Annotated in this window: 9 protein-coding genes; 6 read left to right on the top strand and 3 right to left on the bottom strand. The window is 69.6% G+C overall.

Features of this window, described 5'->3' with window-relative positions; all coding sequences use genetic code 11:
- Positions 1-711: 711 nt before the first annotated feature.
- From QSK30_RS07720 to QSK30_RS07710, 3 genes are all read right to left on the bottom strand, one after another.
- Positions 712-1,290 (bottom strand): TetR/AcrR family transcriptional regulator, encoded by a 579-nt coding sequence (locus QSK30_RS07720; RefSeq protein ID WP_285500764.1) that lies wholly within the window; start codon positions 1,288-1,290, stop codon positions 712-714.
- Entirely contained in the window at positions 1,277-2,125 is an 849-nt protein-coding gene (locus QSK30_RS07715; protein ID WP_285500763.1) for an alpha/beta fold hydrolase, read from the bottom strand. Before QSK30_RS07715 ends, QSK30_RS07720 begins: the two co-directional genes overlap by 14 nt.
- Before the next feature lie 1,509 nt (positions 2,126-3,634).
- Positions 3,635-4,105, bottom strand: a complete 471-nt coding sequence (locus QSK30_RS07710; RefSeq protein ID WP_285500761.1) for a hypothetical protein — start codon at positions 4,103-4,105, stop codon at positions 3,635-3,637.
- Between the two features lie 922 nt (positions 4,106-5,027).
- Here QSK30_RS07710 and QSK30_RS07705 point away from each other — a divergent pair.
- Genes QSK30_RS07705 through QSK30_RS07680 form a run of 6 tightly spaced genes read left to right on the top strand, consistent with a single transcriptional unit; the run spans position 5,028 to position 17,733 of the window.
- Positions 5,028-7,691: a DUF6603 domain-containing protein gene (locus tag QSK30_RS07705; protein ID WP_285500760.1), complete on the top strand. Its 2,664-nt coding sequence runs from the start codon at positions 5,028-5,030 to the stop codon at positions 7,689-7,691.
- Complete coding sequence (locus tag QSK30_RS07700) at positions 7,691-9,859, top strand: hypothetical protein (RefSeq protein ID WP_285500758.1); 2,169 nt, start codon at positions 7,691-7,693, stop codon at positions 9,857-9,859. The genes QSK30_RS07705 and QSK30_RS07700 overlap by 1 nt, the downstream gene beginning before the upstream one ends.
- Positions 9,860-9,862: 3 nt before the next feature.
- Positions 9,863-13,288, top strand: a complete 3,426-nt coding sequence (locus QSK30_RS07695) for a hypothetical protein (protein WP_285500756.1) — start codon at positions 9,863-9,865, stop codon at positions 13,286-13,288.
- Positions 13,289-13,335: 47 nt separating this feature from the next.
- Positions 13,336-14,217 carry a hypothetical protein gene (locus QSK30_RS07690; protein WP_285500754.1) on the top strand — a complete coding sequence of 294 codons (882 nt, stop codon included), beginning with the start codon at positions 13,336-13,338 and terminating at the stop codon, positions 14,215-14,217.
- The gene (locus QSK30_RS07685; protein ID WP_285500753.1) at positions 14,217-15,941 is read left to right on the top strand and encodes a hypothetical protein; all 1,725 of its coding nucleotides are present in this window, start codon (positions 14,217-14,219) and stop codon (positions 15,939-15,941) included. Before QSK30_RS07690 ends, QSK30_RS07685 begins: the two co-directional genes overlap by 1 nt.
- A gap of 37 nt (positions 15,942-15,978) precedes the next feature.
- Positions 15,979-17,733: a hypothetical protein gene (locus QSK30_RS07680; RefSeq protein ID WP_285500751.1), complete on the top strand. Its 1,755-nt coding sequence runs from the start codon at positions 15,979-15,981 to the stop codon at positions 17,731-17,733.
- Positions 17,734-17,813 lie beyond the last annotated feature (80 nt).

Below are 17,813 nucleotides of genomic sequence, written 5' to 3'. Positions count from 1 at the left end.
CGGACCCGACCGGGCTCGTAGACCACGCCCAGCCGGTCCCGGACGAACTGCCGATGCCGTTTGGCGGTCCGTTCCGCGTCCTGTTCCAACACGACGTCGGCCGGCGACTCCAGCACGCCGCGCACGTGCGCGGCGACCACCTCGGGCACGTCGGGCAACTTCGGGAAGTAGCCCACACGCTGGTAGGACTTCAGCCACACCACCAGGACCAGCATCCTGCGTTCGGCCACGAGCCCACTGGGACTCGGCGGCCGTCGGCGTGAATCCCTCGGCCAGTTCCCGTGCCGACACCACCCGCGCGAACCGCGGGTAGGCGGTGCGATCGATCGACGCCACCCACACACCCCAGAACGATCATCAGCCGGTCGTGGCGCACCCTAACCACCTCGACCGGCCGACTCGCTAGCGCCCTCGACCAGCGTCTGGAGCCACCGGCGCCCGTTTCTGGCGGATTCCGGCCGACCCCCCAGGACGGGCCAGGACACTGGAGAGAGGCCCGGATCCAGGAGGCACGGCAGGACTGCCTGCGTATCCGGTGGACAGATCCTTTGGCCAACCAACCCGCATACTGGCACTGGATCGACGCGCGGGCCGTGCCGGTTCGCCGCCACCGCCTCGCGCCCGACTTCGGCACCCCCGGGGCACCATCCGAGGACTAGCGACGGGACATACCCCACCGTTCACCCGCGAGCGGTGTCATGGCCCAACCGGTCAGTCCATCAAGTGGCCGAACAGGGCGATGAGCGAGGACTCGACCTGCTCCCGTGCCTGTGTCTGGTTTTCGGCGTTTGCGATGAACAACGCGCCTTCGATGACGGAGCTCAGGATGAGTTGCGCGTGCATGTGGACCGGCGCCGGGCCATCGGTGCCCCTTGTTTCGGCGAGCAACGCTGTGAGAAGACCCAGTCCATGCTCGGACTCGATCTCGCGCCAAGTTTTCCAGCCGAGCACGGCCGGTGCGTCGGTCAGCGCGATGCGACGGACATCCGAGCGTTCGCAGATGTCGAGGAAAGCGGACAGGGAGCGCCGCAGCAGATCCCCCCGCCCGTCGGCGAGGAGGCCGCCGAGGTCTGCGGCGATCTCCGCCTCGAGTTGTTCGAACACGGATCTGAAGAGCCCGCGCTTGTCCTTGAAGTGGTGGTGCAGCGCGCCCCGGGTGACGCCCGCCGCCGCCACGATGTCGTCGGCGGGCACGGCGGCGAACCCGCGGTCGGCGAAGAGCCGTCGCCCGGCCTGGAGCAGGGCGGCCCGGGTAGCGTCGCGTCGATCTTGTTGACTACGCGCGGGCATTGTTCTCGACGAAGTCGGTGACGAGGTGCGCGAGGACCGCGGGTTGGTCTTCCGGGACGAAGGTGAGCGAGTCCTCGATCCGGCTGATCGTCGCGGCCGGGAGCAGCGCGGCCAGGCGTTCGGCCAGCTCGATCGGGAAGTGGGTGTCCTCGGGGGCCCAGGCGAGCAGCACGGGGCGGGTGAAGTGGTGAAGCCGGCCCGCGGCCGCGAGTGTGTGCCGTCGGTGCACCTGCCGGAGAAACGCCCGGAGATCGCGCCGGATTCGTGGATCTTCGCGCGCAGGCCGGATATAGGAGTCGAGTGCCTCCCTTGGTATTGGACGTTTCGCGAGTCGGCCGAAGGCCAGCGGCGACCGCTGGACTAGGCCGAGTTGTAGCGCCCGCACCAGCAGCCACGTGCCACCGGGGACCTTCGCCAGCAGGGGGAGCAACGCGAACATCGGCGGGAAGAACCTCGCGAAGCTGTCCGACGGGGTCAGCACGACCCGGCCAATCCTGTCGGGGTGCCTGGTCATCAGAATCTGGGTCAACGCCCCTCCGGTGTCGTTGGCGACGACGGTGACGTCCCTGATGTCCAGCTCCGCCATGAAGGACGCGATCAGGTCCGCCAAGCCGGGCGGGGAGTAATCCACCCGCGGCATCGGCAAGTGATGTGCGCCGAGCGGCCAGTCGACCGCGAGGGTCCGCAATCCCGCGCGCGCGATCTCCGGCACGACGCGCCGCCACAGATCGGCGTTCACGAGCAGGCCGTGCACGAACAACACGACCGGCCCGTCTGCGGGCCCGTCCTCGAAAAAGCGCACGGTGCCCGCCGCCAGGGAGATCTCCCGGCTCACGCCCAGTCCATCAGGTCGACTCGGAAAAGGGTTCATGGCTGTAAGATACATACGGTATGTATGTATTGCAAGCATGCCGAGAGGGCGCCCTTCGGCGGCCCGTGACGGTGATCAATCCTCCAACACGGTGTGTGCTAACGGTGTCCCACTTGGACGTTGGCGCCTGGTTCGCCGTGGTTAGCGGGTCGTCCGCCGACGGTGCGACTGCAGGAGGACCGTTGCGGGAGATCGTCTATGGGTGGGTGGTCGTTGTGCTTCATCCCATCCGGGTGGGCCGCATGGTGCGAACCCTTGCTGAAGGCGGGGCGGATCGGGCCGCGGTCCCGAGCCGGAAGCGTCTGCAGGACGCTGAGGCCCGGTTGCGTCACTGTGGGGACGCGATCGGGGCGGCGATCGGTCCGACGGCGCTGGTGGACGCGGTGAGCCGGGGGCAGGCCGAGAGTCGGTGGCGCGAGCTGAGCTGGACGGGGCGGCGGAACCGGGGGATGGTCAAACGCGGATGATCTTCTGGTCAGCCCATCACGGCGCCCAGTGGGCCGAGGCGACCGGTCGGCCCCAGGATCCATCCGAGACACCGGGTGAGTGGAGAAGTCCATCGAGGGGGCCGGATTCCCCGGTCACAACCACCCGCAGGCAACTCGCCGTCGACAAGCCCTCCGATACTTCCTCACTCCTCGCGTGTTTTCCGCGAGCAGACCCCAGTCCTGGTTCCTGGCGGGGCCGAAGCGCGTGATCGACGGGGTGCCTAGCCGGGTGGGCGGTGCCAGTGTCATTGTCCGCCAGCCGCTCGCGAGACTCGGTACCACCAGCGGGAGTACCAAAGGATGGGAACAGGGCTGACCAGTGGTTTTGTACCGGTAGCCTGGTGGTGCAGGCGACCTTCGGGGTGTCCGCGCCGGGGTAGCGCCCGTGGTGCGCGCTCCGTCCCGCCCCGCTTGGGGTGTCCTCTCGACCCGTACGGGCAGGCTCCATCGACCTCCTATGAGTGGCGAGGTTCCGCTAACGATCGTTCTCGACGGGTGATGTTGCGTCCGCCTCGACTTCGTCGACGTCATCGAAAAGGTCCAGCGGCATGTCTGTCGGGCAAGTTGCTTGGCTTCGGCGAGTGGCTACGGCAGCGCGGCGGCCGACCGTTGGATCTGGCTGGTCCTAGCCGCCCACACGCAACTGCGCCTGGCCCGCCCAATGGTCGCCGACCTGCGCCACCCCTGGGAATGCCCCGCCGAACCCGCCAAACTCACCCCGGCCCGCGGTCATACAGCACCTCGCAAAGGGGACGTCACACCGGTGGCGATGATCACCCCATTACACCGTTCCGAGGCACCCAGGGGGATCCTCAGACCCGAGGGGCAGTGGCGGTCGGTCGCTGTGCGGCTGCGGGAGGCGACGAGCTGCCGTCATCGGGTGCCGCGATACCTCGCGATCATGCGGTCGGACTGTGAGGCGCGGAGGAGTCGTCGCGTCGGGCATGCGAAGGGGTGCAGGCCGGGAGGGTGAAGCCTTCACAGGTCAGGGGCGGGTGGCGCCGCTGCGGCCGACGGCGATGATCCGGTCACGGTACGAGGCCACGGCCGGGGTCTCCATGGTGCGGTAGTCGTCGACCGGGACGGCCGTTGACCACGCCGTGGGGCTGGCAGGAATCGGCTCGGTGCCATCGGAAGTCCTCATGTGCGGTACACCCTCGGAGTCGGGAACAGGGCGATCAGTTTCCCCCACGGCCGCCAACCCGCACATCGTGGAAGATCGCATGCCTTCGGGGTATGGGTTCTCGACTCCTTCCGCGCCTTGGCGAGTGACACCGCCGAGCCGGCCAGCGTGCGGAAGGCGCAGATCAGGATTCCCGTCTCGCGGTCCCGTGTCGTCTATGTCGACTGCGCCCCCGTAGCCATCGCCGACCTCGGTCTGCCCGTCCGCAAGGAGGATCCATGCACCGGGGTGATCGAGGCTGACCTGCGGTACGTCGAGCAGGTACTCGACCATGTCCGGCGGTGTCGAGCTGTCAGCCGTAGCTGAGCACGGCCGCCGACGTCTTCGCCGACTGCTGGGCTTGAAAGACAGGATCCGGTCGGTGTTCGCGAGGTTGCCTTCCTCGAGCGATTCCGTCGACCCACTTCCGGCCGCTGACGCATGCCGTACCGGCGTGGTATTTGCTCATCTACCGCGCAGAGAAGGTTCAAAATGATCGTACTTCCTTTACTATCCAGTGATTCCGCCAGCCAATGTCTACCCGAGTCGGGGGAGCGTGGGCAGGCCGCACGCACAGCAGGCTGAGCCCGCACGTCGGTCGACCTCCATCAGTGCCCGAGTAGGTGCCTACGCTCGTCTGCTTCGTTCAGCTCAGGGTGAGAACGGTCCGGTTTCGGAGCTGGTGTTAAGTCCTTCGGGCCTGAAGCGCGACAACCGATGCTGAGCAACGCTCACGAGACTGGTGTTCACTCCAATCGCGCTCTCGCGGCTGTGTCCGCACTTGATGGCTTCTCTCAGGGGTGTCGGTCGCAAGGGGCGACTCCTCACGGCCGTTGGTACGGCGATCGCTCAACCTACGGGTGCCCTGTCGCCGAACATGTTCAACCTTGGTGATCAGGTGTCGATACTCAGCGTGGCCGCGCTTGGCGCGCAAGAGGGACCGGTGACTCGGTCGGGTCCACTCCTTCGGGTCTTGCCTGCAGCGACAGCCGCTCATGTAGTTTCTGTTACAGAGCAGCAGGTTGGGCGCCCCCTGTGCGCCTTTCTCTTCCGAACGCCGCTGAGTTTATCGGCCACCTATGAGGACGGGTTCGTCGTCATGCAAAAAAGTGATTTGCCGGAGGCGCTGCGAGGTGACGCTGATGGGGTGATTACCTTGCCGCTGAGCGGTTTGGGGTCGACCGCCGGAGCGGGATCGCTCTTCCCCGGTGCCACGTTGCGGTTGATTCGGGAGGACTGGGATCCGGCGGAGCTGTGGGTGACCGGGCGGGTGTCGCTCGCCCTCGGGGGCGACGCGGTGGCGGGAAGGGTCGATTTCCGGTGCTCGGAGGAGCAGGTGTCCGGTATCGCGGTGACGCTCAACCTGCCGGATCTGCGGATCGGCGAGATTGCGCAGCTATACGGGTACGTGCTGCCTGCGCTGCCCGCGCCCCCGGTGACGGGTCTTCGGTTCCAGGCCGACGCTCAGGGGTTCGCCCTGGCCTTGGACGGGTTGCCCGCTGACGGCGGCATTCTCGACCGGGACGGAGCGCAAGCCTTGGCCGTGCCTGTTCCGGGAGGGTACGTCGTCGCGACGCTTTCGGACCTGACCGCTGACCAGGTCGAAGCTCTGGCCCTGCCCATCGCGGGCCCGCTGCCTGCCGGGTTGTGGCTTGCCCTGCCGGGTGGGCGCGTGGTTCCGGTCACCGCTCCCGTGCCCGCCCGGCCCGTTGCTTCCGGAGGCGCTGACGGACTGGGCCGTCCCAGAATGGTCCCCGCTCCTCTGCCGTACGCGCAGCACCCCTATCCGGGACTTTCCCCGCGTAGCCGGGCGATTCCCACCGAGAACGGCTTTGTGGTGCTCAACCCGCCGAAGTCCGTCACGCCGGGAGTGGCCTGGCTGCCGGGCGGGAAACTGGACGGCGAGAGCGGCATCGAGATCGTCTACAAGAGGAACCCGCTGGCGATCATGGGCGCGTTGCAGGTGCGCCCGCACCCGGAGCCGTATCACGCGGTGGTCGGCGGTCTGCTGACCTTCGCCTTCGGTGGCGGGACGAGCGGCAAGCGCGGGCTGTACGGCATGGGTACCGGTGCGGTGGTCCTCCCGCGCGCCGGTGCCGACGCCTCGTTCTTCGCCTTCGCCGCGCTCGGCGCGGAACCTGGTGTCGGCATCCCGGCGTTCCGGCTGCGCGGGGTCGCGGCGGGGTTCGGCTGGAACAGCCGTCTGCGCACGCCGGGACTCGGCGACCTGGACTCGTTCCCGTTCTTGCAAGCGCTGCACGACCCGTCGGCGATCGGCGGTGACGAGACCGACCCGGTGCGCATCCTGACCACGCTGACCGGCGGCACCAGTCCGTGGATCACCCCGCGCAAGGGCGAGCTGTGGGTGACCGCAGGGCTCGCATTCACGATCGGCGAGCTGATCGACGGCAGCGCCATGGCGTTGGTGCAGACCGGCGCGGACTTCACTGTCGCGCTGTTGGGCACGGCCGGGACGTCGTTCCCGAAGAGCGGTGACAAGAAGTACGCGCGGATCGACGCCGGGCTCCAGTTGGTGGTCAAACCGACATCCGGTGAGCTGGCCCTCGCGACGTCGCTCAACCCCAGCTCCTTCGTCATCGACGAGAACTGCAAGCTCCGCGGTGGCGTGGGGTTGATGCTCTGGTACGGCGACCACCCCAACGCCGGGGACTTCGTCTTCAGCGCGGGCGGTTACCACCACGGCTACCGAACCCCCGCGTACTACCCCAAGCTGCCTAGGATCGGCTTCGACTGGGCGCTCGGCGGCAAGGTCACCGTCTCCGGCAACGCCTACTTCGCCCTCACCCCGCGCGCCGCGATGGCCGGCGGTGGTCTCGACGTGCGCTACAAGTCCGGCGTCATCAAGGCGTGGTGCACCGCCGCCGTGGACGTGCTCATCGAATGGGACCCCTTCTACGTCGACGCGGGGCTCTCCTTGTCCATCGGGGTCGAAGGCTCGGTCAAGGTGCTCTTCGTCCGGATCACCGTCCGCCTCGAAGTCGGCGTGTCCCTGCGTGTCTGGGGCCCGCCGACCGGCGGCCAGGCGCGGGTGAAGGTGTGGTTCGTGTCCTTCACCATCGGCTTCGGCAAGCCACACCGGGGGAGCGGGTCCCGCAACGACCTGGACTGGCCCGCCACTCGCCGGATGCTGCCCGAGCCGGGCGCGCGGGTGCGGCTGCGGCCGGGCGACGGCCTGATCGCCGAAGGCGACAGCACCAACCCGGGCCACGGCGACTGGCTGGTCAAGGCGTCGGGGTTCACCTTCGGCACGGACGCCCAGGTGCCGCTCAGCAGCATCGGACTTGCCACCGACGCCGGGGACAAGCCCATCGGAGGGCGGTCCTTCGGCGTCCACCCGATGGGCGTGACCGATCTCCGGACGAGCCAACGCATCGAGGTCCACGCGGCGGGCAGGCGGGTCGACCTCGCCAAGTGGAAGGCCGTGCCGCAGTACACCGCGCTGCCGCCGCAACTGTGGGACGACAGCGGTGACCCCGAGCACGGCGAAGGACGGGAAACCCACCTCACCGGGGTCACGCTCACCTCACCCGACGCCGACTATGGCGCGTCGACCGGCTACATCGGCGAGGACACCTTCAAGTTCGACCCCATCTCCCCGGAAGGCGTGGTCCCGCTGAGCGCCGACGATGTCCCGCCGACCCCGGCCCCCACCCGACCCGGCGGTGTCGTGGACCTGATCGCGGCGACCGTGGACACCACCACACGACAGGCCCGCGGGAAGGTGCACGCGCTGATGGACAGCCTGGACCTGACCACCGGCGGCGCCACAACCGAACTTCCCGGCTACGCCAAGACCGTGAGCCGGGTCTTCGCCGCGGAACCCCTGCTCATCGCGGGCACGTCATGGGGAGCGGTCTGATGGCGGAACCCCAGCACCGGACGCGGTTCTTCGACCACCGGCTTCCGTCGCTGTACTCGGGACGGCACACCATCACCGTCGGACACACCCTGGCCGGGGACAGCAGGGTCGGCGACGACCTGCTGCCGGACCTGCGGCAGCTGTTCGAGGTCCGCCAGCCGCGCCTGCGACTGCTGCCGGAGGACGTCACGGCCTGCTACCCACTGCCCGGCTCCCAGGGCGAATACGGGCAACTGCTGCCTCACATCACCCTCACCCGGCCCAGCTTCCCCTGGTTCCACCTGCTGCGCGGCACCACCGAAGGTTCACCCTGGCTGGCGCTGCTGCTGTTCCGAGGCGGTGAACTGCCCGAGGACCCGCTGGCCGTGGGCCAGGTGAAGGTCTGCACGGCCGCCGAACTCGTCGCCGGGCAGGCAGGCCCAGGCCGGCCGCCCGTCCTTGACCCGCCGCTGTACGACGACGAGCGGGAGGTGACCGTCACCAGCGTCCTGGTGCCCGGCCCGCTGTTCACCGCGATCTGCCCGACCACCTACGAACTCGGCATGCTCGCGCACATCCGCGAGGGCGGCCCGCCGGACGCCACCCGCGTCGTCGGCACCGACCCGCCGCCCGACGAGAACGACGTCAAGGCCGTCCTGGTCTCCGGCCGCTTCCCCAGTACCGGCGGCATGCAGGTCGCCCACCTCGTCTCCCTCGAAGGCTTCGAGGACTACCTGGACGGCAAAACCCCGCCCCCGGCCGCCGGGCTGCGGCTGATGTCGTTGCACTCCTGGGCTTTCACCTCGATCGACGACGGACAACGGGGGTTCGGCGAGATCGCCCGGGAACTGGCCGCCGACCCCGCACCGCTGTTGCGCCACCACCCGCTGCCCGCTTCCTCCGACGTGCCCCGAGCTTTGGACCTGCTGCGCCACGGCGGCACCGCCCTGCCGCAGGGGTTGGAGTCCGGGGAGACCACCGTTGGCTTCTACCGAGGCCCGTTCACGGCGCTGCCGGCGCACGAACTGCCGCAGGGCAGGGGCTTTCGGCTGAACTCGGCAGGAGAAGGTCTGGTGTACGTGGAGGAGCTGGGGGTCTACGACACTGGATACGCCGTCGCCTTCAGCCTCGGCCGCACCCTGGCCTTGGCCGACAGCCAGTTCCGCACTGCCCTCATGGCCTTCCGCAAGGAGGCGCGGCACACCGTTCGCAGGCTGCTGGCCTTCCCGGAACTGGGCTCGACCGATGACGGTGTCGCGGCGGCGAACGACACCCGCGTCGCGCGGCGCGCGTTCGACCGACTCCTGGGCGAGGACGGGCCACTGGTCAGGGCGCTCGCGCGGCCGGGCGGCGACATCAGGGCCGCGGGCCGACGTTCGGCGGCGCGCACCCCGGAACCGACACCGCTGACGTCCGACCGGTTGCGGACCGCGGTCGCCGACGCGTCCACCCGCGCGGTGCTGACGGCCGCCGTCCAAGCGCAGTTGCAGCCGGTCCGGGCGTGGCTTACGCGCTTGGCGAGGCTGGAGACGGTGCCGTTCGGGCACCTGGTGCCCGACGAACGGCTGCTGCCGCCGGAGTCGGTGAGGTTCTTCCATGTGGACACCGGGTGGATCGACGCCGCGGTCGACGGTGCGTTGAGCGTCGGTGTCGGGCACGCGCTGGACGCCGACCTCAACGGCTTGGCGCGGGAGCTGCGCGACATCCCGCAGTTCGCTTCGGGGGTCGTGGTCCGCTCCGAACTCGTGTCCGGCTGGCCCGAGATGGTCACTACCGCGTTCAGCGGGAACCGGGAGTCCCGACCGCTGCGGCAGCACGCCCTGGGGGAGGATCTGCTGATCCTGCTGTACGGGGACGTGGTGGACCGCTTCGCGCTCGCCGAACCGCCACAGGGCTTGCACTTCGGGTTGAGCTTCGACAACACCACGGAGTTGCGCTCCATCGTCCGCCCGGTGGGCGAGGGGCTCGGCGACTTCCCCTCGGACGGTGGCGGGTACGGGCAATTCCTGCGGCCGGGCGGGCACGACGTCCTCGACATCGAGCGCCGTCTCGCGCCGGCGCTGGCCGCCGCGCACTCCGTACCGGAGCTCTCCTCCGCGCAGTTCGCGCTCCAGTTGGTCAAAGCCCCGCTGCTGCAGCAGTTCCGCTCACGCCCGTCGTCCGCGCAAGTCACCGAAGAGGCGCTGTAACCCATGGCCCAGAACGACATCATGGTGGTGCCTGTCGAGGTCGCCGCGTTCGCGGTGAACCGCAAGGTGCGCGACACCGACGACACCTATGTCATGCACCGTTGGCAGGCGAGCTTTCTCACCTTCGCCCGCAACGCGCCGCCGGAGCCCGCGCCGTTCGGCAACCTGGAGCAGTGGCGCGACGACCCGGACCGCCTCGGCGCCTACGTCATGTGGCAGCTCCCGGAAGGGTTGTCGCGGGGCAGCGAGACCGAGGACGGCGTCGGGAACTTCCCGCTCGTGCCCAACAGGTGGCTGGTGACCCGGCGCTGGGACGGCGGCGTCCGGAGCTGGCTCGTCGAAAGCGACCACATCGGCGACGACGGCACCGTCTCCGCCCTCGACCCGGACGCTCCGACCGCCACCCCGACCCTCCTGGGCCGCAAGCACGACCTCACCGCCACTTCTCCCTGGCGCGAGCCGGCCGACCGCCGAGAGCCGTTCCTCACCGCCCTGGGCCCCGGACTGCTGTCCTTCTCCGCCTACCAGCCATACAACACCAACGTCTTCTCCATCCACGACACCTTGGAGGACGTGACCACCGACGCGCGGGTCAGCTACCGCGTGATCGGCTGGTACGCCCAGGAAGACAGCGACATCCTGCAAAGCAAAGGTGAGTTCGGCGAACTCATGGACGAGCTGGAGTGGATCCTCCCGTCGGGGAACGGCACTCCCCGGCGCTCGCTGTACGCGGGTAGCGTGCTCGGGATCGACTGGAAGCCCGACGGTCCCGTCCCGGAGTCGGACAACCCGCGCCCGGAGGAAGTGGTCGTGGCCATCGGCAACTCCACCGCCGAGGCGTCCGCCGCGCTGGAGGACCAGTACGGCGGCGCGGGCGCGCTGGACGGGGAGGCGGCCCGGCTGTTCAAGGCGTTCACGTTGGGGGCGCTGGACGAGCTCGAACGCGGCGACGGCGACCTGCTGGTCGAGCGGACCGCGCACCATTCGGGCTTCGGCCCGACACCGGGCGGTTTCGCCTGGCGCGTGGTCGATCGCGGCACGCCCGCCGACGACGGCGCGCTGTCCGCCGCCGAGATCGCCCGCGAGCGCCGTGCCGAAGCGGACATCATCGCCACCCTGAATACCAGGCAGCGGGAGCTGGACGCGGAGGAGCGCAAGCTCCGCGACGCCCAGGAGCACCTGTTCCACCTCTGGTCGCTCAACACGCGGCGGTTCAAGCCGGAGTTCTTTGCCGCCCGCATCAGCGGCAAGCTCGACTCCGACGTGGAGGGGTCGCCGGCCCACCGGGTCGCCACGCTCACGTCCCGGGTCGCGGAGCTGCGTGCCGAGTTGCCCTGGTCGTTGGACCAGGACGAGCTGGCCACCCGCGCCCGCGCCTACGCGGTACGCCAGGGCATGCGCGAATCCCGCGTCCTGCAACGCGTTCCACTGGAACCGTTCGAGGAGTCCAGCGACCCCGTCGTGCTGCTGCGTGGCGCCAACCTGCACGCGCCGCTGAGCCGGGACACGCTGCTGCCCTGCCGCGTCGCGGACCGGCTGGTGAAGGCCGTCGGGCCGATCAACGAGGCGACCGTGGCCGGGGACGTCGCGCTCGTCAACACGAGCGGGCTGGTCCCGCTGGTCCCCAAGCTGCTGGCGGAGTTCTTCATCCTGGACCGAGCCCTGGCTCAAGGACTCGACCTGGGCACCTCGCAGGGGGCGCTGCCCGAGTACGGCACCCAGCCGTGGCGCCAGCCCTGGCAGCCGATGTACCTGACCTGGTCGGCCAACTACGTGGCGATCCCCTTCCAGGAGCCGGACGGCACCGAGAACTGGTACTTCGACCGCGAGCGCTACCGCTGGACAGGCGGCGGGACCGTCGACCACCGCATCGCCGTCGCCGGCCGACAGGTGCTCACCCCCACCAGCGGCCACCAGCTCGAAGGGCGGCTGGCCGCCTACGCCAACGGCCGCAACGACCTCGACCAGCAGATGATCCGCTCCCTGCGCTCCCGGCTGCGCGAGACCGACGAACTGTCCCAACGCCTCGACGGGCTCTCCGCGCAGATCGGCCAACGGCTCACCGGGTCCGGGCTGCGGCCCGGCGGGGCGCTCGGCGCGCTCATCGCCGACGGCGACCAGGGCATCCCCCGACCCGGCAACTTCCCCGACGAGGACGAGGACGAGGAGTGGGAGGACAGCGACTTCCAGGAACTGCGCTCCGGGCAGGTCGAGTTCACCCGCCTGGCCGTCGTCGACCGCTTCGGCCGCGCCGTCAACCTCATCGACAACCCGCGCCACTTCGACTTCGCACGGCCCAGGACGTTCGTCCCGGACGAGCAGGTCGGCGAGATCGAGCAGGACCGGTTCGCGCAGCTTTCGCCCCGGCTGCTGCAACCCGGTCGGCTCGCCTTCCACTTCCTCGACGGCAGGACCGGCGAGGAGATCGACGTCACCGCCGGGACGAACCCGGTGTGCGCCTGGCTGATCCACAACCGGCTCGACCAATCCATCGCCTGCTACGCCCCGGAAGGCGCGGCGCTCGGCGACGTCCGGGTGCTGGTCGGCGAGGGTGGGCGGGACGAAGTCACCTGGAACCCGCTGCCCGACTCGCCCGTGCTCGACCTGGACGACCTCGCCGCCGTCTCGCCCCACGCCCACCGGTTCCTCGCCGGCGTGCGAGGGCAGGGGCCGGCCGGCTTCGACGCGCTGCGGCAATACTTGGACGACGCGCTCGCCGCGATCGACCCCGACGGGCCCGACGACACCTCGCTCGTCTGCTTCTTCGGGCGCCCGATCGCCCTGGTGCGAGCCGAACTCGGCCTGGAGCTGTGCGGCCCCGCCCGCCGTGACGTGCACTGGCGGACCATCTTCGACCAGCCCGAGCCGGAACTGCTCGGCTACCGTTGGCGGGTGCGCCTCGGCGAAGCCGCCCAGATCGACGACGGCCTGATCGGCTACGTGCGCGGCGACGACTACGACCACATCGAAACCGCCCTGGACACCGCCGACGACGGCTACCTCAGGTCGATCGGCAACGGGGAACGGCTCAAGCTCACCTTCGACGGCCCCCGCGCCGTCGTCACCATGCTGCTGGACACCAGGGCGGCGGTGCACGCGACCACCGACATCCTGCCCGTCGGCAAGGTTTTCGTGCCGCAGGAGTTCACCGACCGGGCACTCGCCACGATGTCGGTCGCTTTCCGCGCGGGCCCGCTGCTCGCCGCGGTCGAACCGGACCCCTCCGGGCCGGACGCCGTGCTGGCACCGCGCCCGGCCACGGCCACCGGCACCTGGTCGTGGGCCGAGCCGGACGGCGCCACCTGGCCCCGTTCACCCCTGACCACACCCGACCCGGCAACGTGGCCGCAGGGGACCCGGCCCCGCGTACGCACCGGCTTCATGATGCTCGACGACGCGGCGGGCGCGAGCCGGGAGGGCTCGGGCTGACCGCGAGCCGGCCCCGAACCGTCCGCCGTCCCACGAGGAGCCTGCCCATGACGGAGTTCACCCCGGCCGCCGCGCCGCTGACCGACGACAACCGCGTCGCCTTCGAACTGAGCACCACCCCCGTGCCGGTCCGGGTTTCACCCGGCACGGGCGACGCCGAGTACGCCAAGCTCACCTTCGTCGCGACGGTGACCGGCTCGGGCCGCGTCACCCTCAACGAGATCACGGTAAAACTCCCGGCGGGAGCCAACTCCCACCAGCTCGCCACGTCGCTCGACGGCGTGGAGGCCACCGTCAACCGGCCCCGCTGGGCCTACACGGGCATGGAGCAGTCCACCTTCTCCTTCCGTCCCTCCTCCGGCAGCGAGGCCGTGGACCCGGGCGCGAGCCTGACCATCACCCTCGACCGCATCCCCGTCAACCGGGCGATCGGTTCCGCTCAGGTGGCCGTCACCGCGCACTGGGACAACGAATCGGGCACCGGCAGCACCTTCTTCGAGGTCTCCAAGTTCCCGCAGGGCTTCTACGTCAAGGACTTCATCCCGGCGCCCGCCCAGGTGAACAACGGAGGTGACGTCGAACTGCGCTGGCAGGCATCGGCCGGCGCGACGCTGCACCTGCTGTGGGAAGGGGTGCAGTACGACGTCACCGGGCGCAGCGAGTTCACCGTGACCGACATGCGCCGCACCACCGTGTTCTACCTGCGCGCCACCCACGGCACAGCCGAGCAGACCCTCGGCGCGGTCGTCGGCGTCCCCGACCCGGACATCGAGGTCAACAACCTCGTCGTGACCGGAGACCTGCGCACCGACCGGATGGAAACCCGCACCCTGGACCGGATTCGGATCACGCGACCGCCGGACCTGGACACCGCCGCCTCGGCGGAATTCGATACCCCGGTCCGCGCGTCGGACCCGCAGGAGGCGTGATGTCGCTCGTCCGCCACCTGGTGGCCCCGCCCGCGGGCCGCACCAGCAGCGCCGCCACCGACCCGCTCGTCTTCGACCTGTCGGTCAACCCCGACCCGCTGCGGATCTCGCCTTCCAGCGGCCCGCCCGCCAAGGCCGACCTGATGGTGGTGGCCTCGCTCGCGGGCGAGAGCCCCGTCGAATGCCGGTCCTTCACCCTCACCCTGCGGGTCGGCACCGGCGAGACGGACCTGGCCTCTAGCCTCTCCGGTGTCACCGCGCGCATCAGCCTGGAAGGCTGGCAGGGCACGGTGAACGCCACCGCCCGGACCGTCACCTTCGCCCCGGCGCCGGGCTCGCCCCCGCAGACCGTGTTCGACGCGGACACCGGCGTGACGCTCCAGGTGATCGGCCTACCCGTGAACCAGCGCATCGGACTCAGCCAGGTCGACGTCGAGGCCTCCTGGCGGCCACCGGACACCGCCGCCTGGCAGCAGCAGACCGCCCGGCCGCAGGTCGGCAAGTTCCCCCTCGGATTCCACCTGAGGTCCTTCGTCGCTACGCCGCTGAGCGTCCCGCGCGGCGGCGCAGTCAAGCTGCGCTGGGACGCCAGTGCCGCCACCCACCTCGCGCTGCACTACGACGGCCGCACCCACCCCGTGACCGGCGAAACCTCGGTCACCATCACCGACATCACTCAGACGACGGCCTTCCACCTGCGGGCGGTCGCCCAGGACGGCGCGGGCAGCGTCGAGCGGACCCTCAGCGTCATGGTGCACGTGCCCGACTTCGCCCAGACGGTCGCGCGGATCATCGTGCACGGGACGCTGCAAGCACCCGAGATCAAACCGGTGACCGCGAGCGCCCCGCTCGTCTTCCCGCAACGACTGCCCACCATCGCCGGCGCGGTGTACGACCCCGCCACTCGGACGTGGGAGGAGACCCACTGGAGCCGCAGCGCACTGCCGCTGCGCGGAACCGCGATGAGCCAAGGCCCGGCGATGCAGAACATCCTGGGAGTCGCCGGTCGGATGGTCTACCAACCGCTGGGGTCGTCGGGTCTCGTGGGTTCCTACTTCGACGGCTACGCCTGGACCACGGTCGAAGAACCCTTCGGCCCGGGAGCCGACCCGGCCCTGGCGTGGTACGGATCCCGGGGGCTCTTGCAGGCCATGCGGTGCGTGTACCGCGGTGCCGACAACCAGGTGATGCAGAGGGCCGTGTCCGGTTCATGGTGGTCCGAACCCGAACCGGTCCCAGGGGTGATCACCGCTCAACGCCCCGCGCTCGCGAGCGTCCTCGGACAGAAGCTCTTCCTGGTGTACACCGACGGCCACCTGAACTTCGCGACCCGCCGCGTCGACAACTGGTCCACGCCCCGACGGATATCAGTGGCACCCGCCTCCACCGGCCCGCCGGCGCTGGCCGTGCTGGGCAACACAGTGGTCTGCGTGTACCAGACCGCCGCCGGGTATCAGGTGCTCTACGAACGTTCAGGTTCCTTCACCGACAACGCGAACTGGGTGGCCGGGCCGGTGGTGCACGCAGGGGCGCAGGGCGATGGGCCGCCCTCGCTGGCAGTCGCCCACGACCGAGTCCACTGCGTCTTCCGCGATGCCACCGGAACGATCCAATACCTGATCTACGACGGGACCTCCTGGACCCCTGCGTCACCGGTCCCCGGCGGTGGATTCGGCCACAGTCCCTCACTGGCACTGCTTAAGGACCGGCTGTGCCTGTTCTGAACCGTCCGAGAGCCGTCCGGCTAGCAGGAGAGCAGCCATGACCACCGACGCCGCGACCGACTCCACGACCGCCCCGACAGCGTTCGAGGACGCCTCGTCGGAGGTTGGTGTCGAACTGCGCTACGCGCTGGCCAGCAGACCCACTCCGCTGCCTGCGTCGTCAGCCTCCGGCGCCTACCGCCTGGCAGACCTGACGATCGTCCTCACCCGTCGCTCCACCGACCCGATCGAGTGCGGCGGCATCACCGTCACCGTGCCCGTGGGCAGCGGAGCCACCGCGCTGGCCGCCGCGACGATCGGGATGACGGCCGCCACCGACACCCCCGGCTGGACCGGCGCCGTCGCCACCTCCGGCCAGGTCACCTTCACCCCGCCCGGTGGCGCGGCACAGATCGCCAGGCAGAAGGGACTCTCGCTCCTGGTGCGGACGTTGCCCGTCAACCGCACTGTGGGCCGAGCACTGCTCACGGTGGCCGTGCGCTGGCGTTTGCCCGGTGAGTCCACAGAGGACTCTTGGAGTACCGAGACGGTCACACTCGCGATCAGCAAGTTCCCCGCCACCTTCAGCCTCGGCGACCTGCGCGCGTCCGCCGGACGCATCGCACACGGTGACAGCGTCACCCTCACCTGGCAAGCGGCGGGCGGCGATTTCCAGCTCCTCTACGACAAGGCGGACATCTCCGTCACCGGCAGCGAGAGCTACACGGCCCACAACATCACCCGTGACACCCTTTTCCAACTGCGCGGCACCTCGTCGTCCAGCTCAGGTCAGTTGGAAGCCGTCCGCTCCACGTTGGTGACGGTCACCAACCCCGACATCGTCACGCACTCCTTGACCGTCACCAAGGCCGTCGTCACGGACCGGCTCGCAACGGCGCGGTACACCGTGCCGTCCTTCAGCGCACCCACCCTGGAGCACCGGCCGGACCTGTCCATGCGGATCTTCAACCCGCTGATGCGCCTCTGGGGAGCGCCCACGCGACTGCCGTTCCCGCCGGCCGCCTCTGCACCGGGCTTGGCCGTCCACGGAGGGAAGCTCCACCTGCTGTTCCGCCCCTACGACAAGGAACAACTCACCTGGGCCACCTACGACGGCAGGACGTGGCGGACCCTCTCCGGCTTCACCGACCCCGTCGCACCGGCCCCCGTCTCGCTCATCGCGGCGGGCACCTCACTGATCTGCGCCTACCGCACCCCGGACGGTCGGCAACTGACCCGCACCAGCACCAACGGCACGACCTGGGGAACCGCCTCCGAGATGCCCCCGCCGGGATACGGAGCGACGTCGCTGTGCTGGGACGGCACCACCCTGTACGCCGCCGTGCGAACCCATTCCGCGCTTCCGGTCCTGGAAGTCAAGAGCCGCACCGGCCAGGAACCGTGGCAGGACTTCTACAGCTACGGCGTGCTCAGGCCTGAAATACCGATCGGCTCTCCGGAGCTGTTCTTCCGGAACCGGACCTTGATGTGCCTGATCCGCACACTGGCAGGTTCCGTGGTATCGATCCGGAAGGACGCGGAAGGGGTGCTGACAGCCCACGACGAGGGAATGCGATCGTCACACGACGTCCGCCTCGTGACCACCGGGAGAGGCCTATTCGTCCTGTTCCCCGACTCCGAGGGCGTACTGCACTCAAGGTCGTCCGACGGCACGGAGCCGACCCCGGAAACCCCCACAGCCTGGACGCCCGCCGTTCCCGTCGACGACTACCGCACTACCGAAACCCCAGCTCTGGCCTGGTATCGCGACCGGATCATCGCCATCGGCCGCACCAGTGCTACCCGTCCCTGACCGGAACCAACCGCATCAGCCGCAAATCGCGACTTCCCGGAGACACTGCGCTGATAGAGGCGACGGCGGGCAGTCACGAT

Origin of the sequence: Actinokineospora sp. NBRC 105648, assembly GCF_030269645.1 — a bacterium.
In the GTDB taxonomy this organism is placed as follows: Bacteria; Actinomycetota; Actinomycetes; order Mycobacteriales; family Pseudonocardiaceae; genus Actinokineospora.
This window is presented reverse-complemented; position numbering and strand designations above follow the sequence as displayed.